The following is a 451-nucleotide window of genomic DNA, read 5'->3' as shown; positions in this document are numbered from 1 at the left end:
GAAAAAGCAGTTTCAGCGCATGTTTCCAAATGGCACGGCGAAGGCCAGTGGAATCAGTTTGGCTCAAAAGTGATGAGTGGTCCCAGATCAGGACAATATTTTATTGGAACAACCAACCATTACTGGAAAGATTACGATGAGCGAAAAACCAGCGACTCCCACGATAAAGATTGGGAAAGAATTTTTAACACCTATGTTGAAGAGAACAGCGGTATGCGTTACTATGTCAAAGTGCCTGACGCCAGCTATAATGACCGGCGTTCCCCAATGTTTTTACTCACATATTACAATCTTAGCCCGGCGGCCGTAGGAAAAAAACTGGACCTGATCAGGAAGGCTAAAGAAGCGGCTGAAAAAACAAAATATGAAAGGTCTTGGGGTGTTTACCAGGTTCGTGGCGCAAACAGAGTTCTGGCGATTGCGTTCAGAATGGACGGTATGGTCGACATGG

1 pseudogene (only partly in view) is annotated in these 451 nt (G+C 45.5%); it reads left to right on the top strand.

Annotated features, from left to right (window positions below):
* Window positions 1-451 (top strand): annotated as a pseudogene (locus EYO21_08455) (hypothetical protein) (it extends past both window edges: 564 nt to the left, 116 nt to the right).

The sequence above is a fragment of the Candidatus Neomarinimicrobiota bacterium genome (assembly GCA_012964825.1).
GTDB lineage: Bacteria > Fidelibacterota > Marinisomatia > Marinisomatales > S15-B10 > UBA2125.
This window is presented reverse-complemented; position numbering and strand designations above follow the sequence as displayed.